At 68.2% G+C, this 8,153-nt stretch carries 7 protein-coding genes and 2 pseudogenes; 3 read left to right on the forward strand and 6 right to left on the reverse strand.

The annotated features are described in order from the left end of the window. Positions 1-12 precede the first annotated feature (12 nt). Positions 13-603, forward strand: coding sequence for an alpha/beta hydrolase (locus C3488_RS38560; protein WP_103845488.1), 591 nt, complete (start codon positions 13-15; stop codon positions 601-603). Between the two features lie 102 nt (positions 604-705). On the opposite strand, the pseudogene C3488_RS38565 reads toward C3488_RS38560, so the two are convergent. Further along, positions 706-1,077: pseudogene (locus C3488_RS38565) on the reverse strand (IS701 family transposase); the annotation flags it as partial. Between the two features lie 152 nt (positions 1,078-1,229). On the opposite strand from C3488_RS38565, the gene C3488_RS38570 reads away from it, so the two are divergent. Further along, the gene (locus tag C3488_RS38570; RefSeq protein ID WP_103845489.1) at positions 1,230-1,664 is read left to right on the forward strand and encodes a DUF6228 family protein; all 435 of its coding nucleotides are present in this window, start codon (positions 1,230-1,232) and stop codon (positions 1,662-1,664) included. A gap of 38 nt (positions 1,665-1,702) precedes the next feature. Here C3488_RS38570 and istB read toward each other — a convergent pair whose 3' ends face one another. Together istB and C3488_RS38580 are read right to left on the reverse strand one after the other, a co-directional pair. Then, positions 1,703-2,428, reverse strand: a complete 726-nt coding sequence (gene istB / locus C3488_RS38575; protein WP_308460716.1) for an IS21-like element helper ATPase IstB — start codon at positions 2,426-2,428, stop codon at positions 1,703-1,705. Between the two features lie 84 nt (positions 2,429-2,512). Beyond that, entirely contained in the window at positions 2,513-3,070 is a 558-nt protein-coding gene (locus tag C3488_RS38580; RefSeq protein WP_258053912.1) for a hypothetical protein, read from the reverse strand. 65 nt (positions 3,071-3,135) lie between these two features. Between C3488_RS38580 and C3488_RS42265 the strand changes: the two are divergent. After that, a pseudogene (locus C3488_RS42265) lies at positions 3,136-3,393 on the forward strand (ATP-binding protein); the annotation flags it as partial. Positions 3,394-3,532: 139 nt separating this feature from the next. On the opposite strand, the gene C3488_RS38585 reads toward C3488_RS42265, so the two are convergent. The 3 genes from C3488_RS38585 to C3488_RS38595 all read right to left on the reverse strand — a co-directional run bounded on the left by C3488_RS38585 (position 3,533) and on the right by C3488_RS38595 (position 7,973). Then, positions 3,533-5,620, reverse strand: a complete 2,088-nt coding sequence (locus C3488_RS38585) for a VCBS repeat-containing protein (RefSeq protein ID WP_103845490.1) — start codon at positions 5,618-5,620, stop codon at positions 3,533-3,535. Between the two features lie 132 nt (positions 5,621-5,752). Next, positions 5,753-6,564 (reverse strand): IS5 family transposase gene (locus tag C3488_RS38590; protein ID WP_258053913.1). Its coding sequence is split into 2 segments (ribosomal slippage): positions 5,753-6,238 and positions 6,241-6,564, totalling 810 coding nucleotides; the frame shifts between segments, so codons are not numbered across the junction. A 167-nt stretch (positions 6,565-6,731) separates the two neighbouring features. Beyond that, the gene (locus C3488_RS38595; RefSeq protein ID WP_103845491.1) at positions 6,732-7,973 is read right to left on the reverse strand and encodes an IS701 family transposase; all 1,242 of its coding nucleotides are present in this window, start codon (positions 7,971-7,973) and stop codon (positions 6,732-6,734) included. Positions 7,974-8,153 lie beyond the last annotated feature (180 nt).

Genomic DNA, 8,153 nt, shown 5'->3' on the forward strand with positions numbered 1-8,153 from the left:
TAGTCTGCGGCCATGTCTGATCCCGTCCCTTTTGCCATGCCGACCCGATTCGACGGAGCTCGAGATCGTGTCGCGGTTGTCGTTCCAGGGGTCGGTTACTCGCCTGCCCGGCCGCTACTTCACTTCGCCCGGAGCGTCCTGATCCAGCACGGCTGGACGGTCCAGGAGCTGTGGTGGCAGATCCCCGATGAGTTTGCGCAGTTCACGGTGGACGAGCGGATCGCCTGGGTGGAGCGGCAGGTCGCCGAGGCCATCGAAGCCGAGGCGGGCGCTTGTCGGCTCGTCGTGGGCAAGTCCCTGGGCTCCCTCGCCTGCGGCATCGCAGCTGACAGGAGCATCCCGGCAGCCTGGCTCACCCCGGTCCTGACCATCGACCACGTTGCCGCGGCTCTCCGGCGAGCCATGGAGCCGACCCTCCTCATCGGCGGAAGCGCCGACAAGCTCTGGGATTCACGAATAGCTGCGTCCCTGCGACACGACGTCCTGGAAGTGCCCTCGGCGGACCATGGCCTGGAGCTTGCGGACGATGCCGCAGGATCGGTTGACGTCCTGCGGCAAGTCGTCTCTCGGCTGGACCGCTTCATCGGCTCCCTCGGCCGCTGAGTATCTAATACTCCAGTCAGAAATCGTGTCCTGAGCTGGTTCTTCTTCGGTAGTGGCAGCGGTGGGCGGTGGCTTGGTGGTGTCTGCGCCAGGGGGATCAGTTCAGTGCGTGCAGTTGTCGGTCCTGGTGGGGTCTGGGGTGGGGCAGGAGAGTGTCCAGTAGGCGCCGGATCTCTGCCACGGTGAGGGGGATGAGGTTGGTGGTGTCGTTTCTGCTGTCCCCTTTGCGGTGTCCAGGGCCCGGGCTGCGAGGACAGCGAGGAAGGCGTGGGCGAGCATGGCGAGGGTGATGTGGCGATACCAGCCCACGTAGCGTCGGACCTCGTATTCGTCCAGGCCACACTGGTTCTTCGCGGCCTGGAGGCACTCTTCGATGGCCCAGCGTGAGCCGGCAACGCGAGCCAGTTCGGCGATCCCGACGCCGACGGGTGCGTATGCCAGGTAGTAGGCGAGTTCGCTGGGACCGGACAGGCTGGCTGCGTAGGTCAGAACGAAGAGCACTTGTCGGTGGGAGCCGGGAACAGCTGGTGGCTGCTGGGCCTCCGAATGTTGATGAGGATTAGCCGCGGTCCCAGGCCACGGAAACGTGATGTCGTCAACGTGTTGACGTCCGTATCCTTCGGCGGGTGAGTCTGATCGAAGTGGGTCCCGGGCAGGTCGAGCTCGTCGTGCGAGGGCCGGGGACGCTGGCGACCTCTGTCCGGTTGTTCGACCGGTCGCGTGCGGATGAGTACGAGACCGTCTTCGCAGCGGAGGCCATTGCTGATGGTGTGCGTGCACGGCTCGAGAATGTGACCGTCACCGTCTGGGATGACCTGAGCGAGTTCTTCGACGGCCTCGCCCGAGACTTCCGTGGCTGGGAGGGGGAGCGGGTTTGGATCAACAACCATCTGGTCGTGACGGCGACCTTCGGCTCGGGTGGTCATGTGTATCTGGACTGGACGCTTCGGTCCGGCTTCTTTCCCGGTGACTGGAAGTGCACGGTGACGACCGTGATCGAAGCCGGTGAAGGGATGACGGCTGTAGCTGCGGACCTGCGGGAATTTCTGCGCCAGGGGTAGGTCGCCCACGTTGCCCTGCAGGCACTCCCGCGTCCGGTTCAGCCGACGGCCTGCTGCTCAGCGCGGGCTCGTGTGGTGGCGAGTCGGTAGGAGTCGGTGCCGGTCTCGATGATGTTGCCGCCGAAGGTGAGGCGGTCGACGATGGCCGCGCAGAGGCGGGGGTCGGTAAAGGTCTTGGTCCAACCGCTGAAGGACTCGTTGGAGGCGATGGCGACGCTGTTCTTCTCCTCGCGTTCGGTCAGGACCTGGAAGAGGAGTTCGGCGCTGCGGCGGTCGAGTTCCATGTAGCCGAGTTCGTCGATGCAGAGCAGGTCGACTCGGCCGTAGCGGGCGATGGTCTTGGTCAGCTGCTTCTCGTCGGCGGCTTCGACCAGCTCGTTGACCAGCTTCGTTGCCAGGACGTACTTGACTCGGTAGCCGGCCATCGCGGCTTCGGTGCCGAGCGCGATCAGCAGGTGGGACTTGCCGGTGCCGGAGTCGCCGATGAGGCAGAGAGGCAGGCCCTTCTTGATCCATTCGCACTTGGCGAGGGTATGGATCATGGCTGCGTCGATGTTGGGGTTGGCCTCGAAGTCGAACTTCCGCAGCGACTTGTCGCGGGGGAAGCCTGCCGCCTTGATGCGGCGCTCGGAGCGGCGGCGGGCCCGGTCGTCGCACTCGGCCAGCAAGAGCTCGGCGAGGAAGCCGAGGTAGGACATCTGCTCACGGCTCGCGGTCTCGGCAAGGTCGGGGAACTGGGAGCGGATGGTGGGCAGCCGGAGCATGCGGCATGCCTGGTTGACGGCGGTGGTGGCGGCCTGCTCGGTGAGTCCTCGCTGGCGGGGAAGGGTCGCGGCGTTCTCCTCCTTTCACGGGGTGGGGTGGTCGGGTCGGCGGAGCCGCAGGAGCTGGTCGTAGGGGGCGACGGAGGGCAGGGGCCGCTTGTCGGGTGGCAGGTGGGCCCTGACAGCCGCGGGCAGCGGGGCGATGGCGGTCTGGCTGGTGGTGGACGGCGGCTGCGGGAGTTCTTCGAGTCCGGTGTCGGCGTCGGCTGCCTTGCGGGCTTCGAGAGCGACGGCATCGGCGGTGAGGGCACCGGTCTTCAGAGCTGCGGCGAGGCCGGTGACGAGGTGTTCGTGGGGCAGGTGGCGGCTCAGGAGGAGGACTTCGATCAGGGCGCGGGTGCCGTCGCGTTCACCGTGGGCTTTGACGGCGGCTTCCCACCAGGCGTCGCGCATGGGAGTGAACCGGCCGGCGGCCCGGGCTTGGTCGAGGGCGGTGGCGCCGGGCAGGGCGCCGGGCTTGCGGATCAGCGCCTCCAGGTAGTGGTCGAGTTCGAGGCGGGATCCGTTGCGGGCGATGAGCCGCTCGTGGCGGGCGACTTCCTCGCGTCCGTCGTAGACCACGAGCTCGGAGGCATGGAGCATGACCGGCGGTCGACGGTACATCAGACTCGTGGACCGCGGCTCCGGCCAAGGATCGTGGCGTTGGCAAGTACGCGCCCGGCCCGATACCGCTGGACCTGCGCATCGTCGGCGACACGATCGAAGTAGTGGTGTGGGATTCCGACCCGGTACTGCCGGTGGCCCGGGCCGCGACGCAGGCCGGGTAGGACAGCACGGCCTGGAGATCGTCATGGCCGTCTCCTAGGGCTTTGGAGTCCTGGGAGACGGTCGGTAAACGCATCACCGCCCGCATCGCCCTGCTGGACGACCCAGGCGGGGAGCTCGCCGGACGCCGGCCCCTGTAACAGCAGGACGTTCGGCCAAGCGCGGCACGGGCACCCCTCAACGGCTGTCTGCCGTGAGGGAGCCCGCAGCCTGATCACATGATGCCGTGCGGGGTGGCGGCGCACGCGCGGCCACCCCGCACGGCACGGGCTGCCCGGCCTACGCCTGGCCCGTGCCCCAGCCAAGGTCCACCGGCGTGCTGGTGCCGAGGCCGCCGGCCTTTCCGGGGTAGAGGTGGGCGGTGCCGTCGTTCCACACGGCCATAAGGTCCGGCAGGCCGTCACCGGTCAGGTCGCCGACCCCGGCCATGGCCTGGACCACGCCCCAGCCGCCCGAGAGCTTCTGCCGGACGCCGAGGCCGCTCGCCGCACCCGGGTACAGGTACAGGTCGCCCGCGCCGTCGACGGCGAGGACGTCCGGTCGGCCGTCGCCGGTGAGGTCCCCGGCGGTGCCGGTGAGCAGCCGCATGCTGTTCCAGTTGGTGCCGATCTGTGCACGGGTGCCGAGGCCGCCGGCCTTTCCGGGGTAGAGGTGGGCGGTGCCGTCGTTCCACACGGCCATCAGGTCGGGCAGGCCGTCGCCGGTCAGGTCGCCGACCCCGGTCATCGCCTGGACCACGCCCCAGCCCGAGGACAGCTTCTGACGCGCGCCCAGACCACCCGCCGCTCCCGGGTACAGGTAGAGGTCGCCCGCCGTGTCGACGGCGAGGACGTCCGGCTTGCCGTCGCCGGTGAGGTCGCCGACGCCGGCGAGGAGCCGGATGGTGTCCCAGCCCGAGCCGATCGAGGCGCGGGTGCCGGGGCCCTGCGGAGTGCCGGGGTAGAGGACGAGCTCGCCCGAGGCGCCGCCGTTCTCGGGGACGGCCTGGGGGCGTACGGCGAGCAACTCGGGCAGGGTGTCGCCGGTGAGGTCGCCGAAGGTGCCGGTCAGGGAGCGCACCGGCACCGCGGGCTTGGGCCATGGGATGTGGAAGACAGTTCGGTCTCCGGGGTACTCGTTGATCGTCCACAGCTCGTCGGTGGCCGGCCAGTAGGAGACGTTCTGATTGTTGATGCCGGTGCGGGTCCACAGGCGGACCGGCTCGCCCTCCCAGGCGTGGTAGAGGCAGCTGGGAATGTTCGCTCCGCCCGCGACGAACTCGGGGCAGGGCGCCGAGACGACGAAGCGGCCGCGGTCCATGGCGACGCCCTGGGCGCCGCTGACGGTGGAGCGGAAGGCCTCACTGGCGCGGGTGTTCCTGGTCCCCGGGTCGGTGAGGAGCAGGCCGGTGGTCTTGTCGAGCGGCCAGCGCGCGATCACACCCGGGTCGGTGAACTGCTGCTGCTGGCGGTCCATCACCCCGTTCTTCTCGGTGGTGACGAGCGCGGGCACGGACCCGGAGTCGTCCACCGACACGCCGGCGAAGCAGGGCGGGTAGCCGTTGAAGGTGCCGCAGTAGCCGGGCGGGGTCGGCGCCACGTACTGGTAGCGGTCGATCTGCGGCAGCGCGTACTTGTGCCAGGCCGCGGAGTACGTGCCGCCCGAGGCACCGACGGAGCCGCTGTTCTCGTCGGTGCGCCAGATGCGGGTCAGGTCGAAGACGGCGAGGCCGCCGGCGTTGGAGACGTAGAGGTACTTGCCGTACCAGGTCACGGAGTCGGCGTGGCCGCGCAGGGCGGTGTAGCCGGTGGCGGTCGGGGTGACCAGGAGGACATGGCGGTAGCGCACCACCGGGTCGGTCACGTCGGCGAAGGTGACCCGCATCAGGTTGTCCTCGCCGGCCGGGTGCTTTTCGCCGCTGTGCCAGCTCGTGACCACGATGCGGCGCCCGCCGGTGAGGAGTTCGTTGCCGCGGGCCGCGCCGGAGCCGGTCACGCCCTGCGGCACGTACGTCATGCCGCTGTCGTCGCCCCAGGTGTCATCCCAGCAGAAACCCTGAGCACCGGCGGCGTTGGTGTCGTGGCACAGCGCCCGGCCGGTCGCGTTGAGGTCGGCGAGGACAGTGGAGAGGCCGGTCTTGGGGATGCCGCCGTTCTCCACGGCCGTGGCGTACTGCCCGAATCGGGTCTCCTGCCCGGCCGCCACGGGGCCGGTCTCGGTGGAGGCGAGCCGCCAGGTATCGGCGGGGGTGATGCGGGTGACCGAGGCCGGCACGACCGAGCCGTTGGGCACGCTCACGGCGACCGCTGGCTGCGCGGGCAAGGCGACGGCCAACATGGCCGCCGTCGCCACCGCCGCGGCGCCGGTGCGGCGTATCCATCTCAGCATGGGTGATGAAGCTCCCTTCTTATGAATCACTTCCAAGCCACGTAGTCTGGCATCCGGCCGCGAAGCGGCTGGTCAACCGGAAGCGGACTCGACGTATGCTCGACAATCAGTCGAAATTGAGACTTACAACGGCTAACACAATGACTTGAGTTGCCGGTGGGTGATCAGGCAGCAGGCGAGTCTGAGGAACGCTTCGTGGATGTCTGCTCGTCGTTCCCAGCGCACACGTAACCGGCGGAAGCCGTGCAGCCAGGCAAAGGTCCGCTCGACCACCCACCGGTAGACGCCCAGGCCGGAGCCGTGCTCCGTGCCGCGCCGTGCGATGGCGGGCACCACGCCCCGGGCGCGGACCTCCTTGCGATAACAGTCGTGGTCGTAGCCGCGGTCCGCATAGAGCGTGACCGCTCTGCGGCGTGGCCGGCCGACCCGGCCACGGACGGGCGGGACGGCATCCAGCAGAGGCAGGAGCTGGGTGACGTCGTTGCGGTTCCCACCGGTCGGGATGACCGCCAGCGGGGTTCCATGGCCGTCAGTGATCAAATGGTGCTTGGAGCCGGCCCGGCCCCGGTCGACCGGCGACGGGCCCGTGTGGCTCCCCCTTTTAACGCCCTGACGTGCGAGGAATCGACCACGCAGCGGGACCAGTCCAGCTTCCGTTCCGCGTTCAGTTCCGCGAGCAGGACCTCGTGCAACCGCTGCCAGACCCCGGCCTCGTTCCAGTCCCGCAGCCGCCGCCAGCACGTCATCCCCGAACCGAACCCCAGCTCCTTGGGCAGATACTCCCACTGGATGTCCGTGTGCAGCACGTACAGGATCCCGCACAACACCTGCCGATCCGGCAACGGCTTACGGCCCGGATACCGGAACCTGCGCTCCCGCCTCGGCAGCAGCGGCTCGATCCGCTCCCACAGCTCATCCGACACGATCCACGGTGATGCCCCCACGCATCGGACAACGCTCAACTCGCCGTCCAGACACGCACACCACGGCTCGACCACCTCATTGTGTTAGCGTTGTTAGTACTCCAGCAGCGGTTCGTTTTCTGAGCTGCGTTTTCGGTAGTGACAGCGGCGGGCGACGGCCTGGCGGTTTCTTCTCCAGGCCGACCATTTCAGTGCGTGGGTGACGGGGTCGTGGTCGGCTCCGGGACGGGGCAGGAGAGTGTCCAGGAGTCGCCGGATCTCCGCCACGGTGAGCGGGATGACGGCTGATGCGTTTCTGCAGCCCCCTTTGTGTCGCTGTGGGCCTGGGCTGCAAGTGCGGCCAGAACTGCGTGGGCGAGCATGGCCAGGGTGATGTGCCGGTACCAGCCGATGTAGCGGCGGACCTCATACTCATCCAGGCCGCATTCGTTCTTCGCGGCCTGGAAGCACTCCTCGATAGCCCAGCGGCTGCCAGCGATGCGGACCAGCTCGGCAATCTCGATGTCGGCGGGTGCGTAGGCCAGGTAGTAGGCGAGCTCACCGGGGTCGGACAGACTACGGCGGGCCATCACCCAGCGGTGATGAGTCGGCGGATCGGGATCGAAGATGATGTTGGCGGGCAGTTTGGCCGCAGCCCAGTCGTAGACTCGCGGGCCCTTCGCCCCGTCACCGCAGGACAGTCGCTGCCAGGCATCCCCGGGTGCCTCGTCGATGAGCTGATCGATGCGCCAGACGCCGACCAGGGACTTGATCTGCTGAGACCTGGGCACTGCCACCACGTAGCCGATGTCGAGCTGCTCGAGCAGGCGGCGGAAGTGCCAGTCCTGTCCATAGGCTTCGTCCGCGGTGACCCAGGCGGCGGGCAGGCCCGCGGCCAGGCAGCGACGGACGATGACCCGGGCCAGCTCGCCCTTGGTGGCAAACGTCCGCTCGTCAGGGATCTTTGCTCCCCGGCACCGCTCGCGGTCGGATGTCCAGGACTTGGGCAGGTAGAGCTCCCGGTCGACCAGGGCCCTGCCTGAGGTGGTCGCGTAGGCGGCGAAGACCCCGATCTGGCAGTTGTCGATCTTTCCGGAGGTTCCGGTGTACTGCCGGCCGACCCCGGCCGAGGTGGTGCCCTTCTTGATGAACCCGGTGTCGTCGATGATCAGCACCCCGTCGGGCCCGAGCCGTTCAGCGACGTACGCACGCACGTCGTCACGCAGGGCATCCGCGTCCCAGACGCTGCTGTTCAGCAGCCGCTGGAAGCCGTCGGGGGTCCGGTGGCCTGCCCATTCCGCGAGCTGCCAGCCGTTCTTGCGTGACGCCCGCCCCAGCAGACCACGGACGTAGTCCCGCATCCGCCACCGCAAATCCGCCCGGACGAACCTGCCCGCCACCCGCGCGAACACCGACTCCAACTCAGCTGTCCAGCCAGCGACTTCGGTCATCCCCTCCATACCAGGACAACGACAACTGCCAGCTCAGGACACGATCCGCTGCTGGAGTATTAGAGGTCCTAACAGAAGTTGTTGATCAAGTGACCGTTGGCTTGTCGGCTCGTTGGTCGGGGCGTGGGGAAGCGTCAGTCGCGACCGTGGATCGTGTCAGACGAACTGTGGTCGTTCATT

This window comes from Streptomyces sp. Ru72 (genome assembly GCF_002920635.1).
Lineage (GTDB): Bacteria > Actinomycetota > Actinomycetes > Streptomycetales > Streptomycetaceae > Streptomyces.

Excerpts from the sequence above, each read along its gene's own strand:
- C3488_RS38580 (WP_258053912.1), bottom strand. The coding sequence starts at position 3,070 with ATGCTCCATGCCTCCGAGCTCGTGGTCTACGACGGACGCGAGGAAGTC.
- C3488_RS38585 (WP_103845490.1), bottom strand. The coding sequence starts at position 5,620 with ATGCTGAGATGGATACGCCGCACCGGCGCCGCGGCGGTGGCGACGGCG.
- C3488_RS38595 (WP_103845491.1), bottom strand. The coding sequence starts at position 7,973 with ATGACCGAAGTCGCTGGCTGGACAGCTGAGTTGGAGTCGGTGTTCGCG.
- istB (WP_308460716.1), bottom strand. The coding sequence starts at position 2,428 with ATGCTCCGGCTGCCCACCATCCGCTCCCAGTTCCCCGACCTTGCCGAG.
- C3488_RS38560 (WP_103845488.1), top strand. The coding sequence starts at position 13 with ATGTCTGATCCCGTCCCTTTTGCCATGCCGACCCGATTCGACGGAGCT.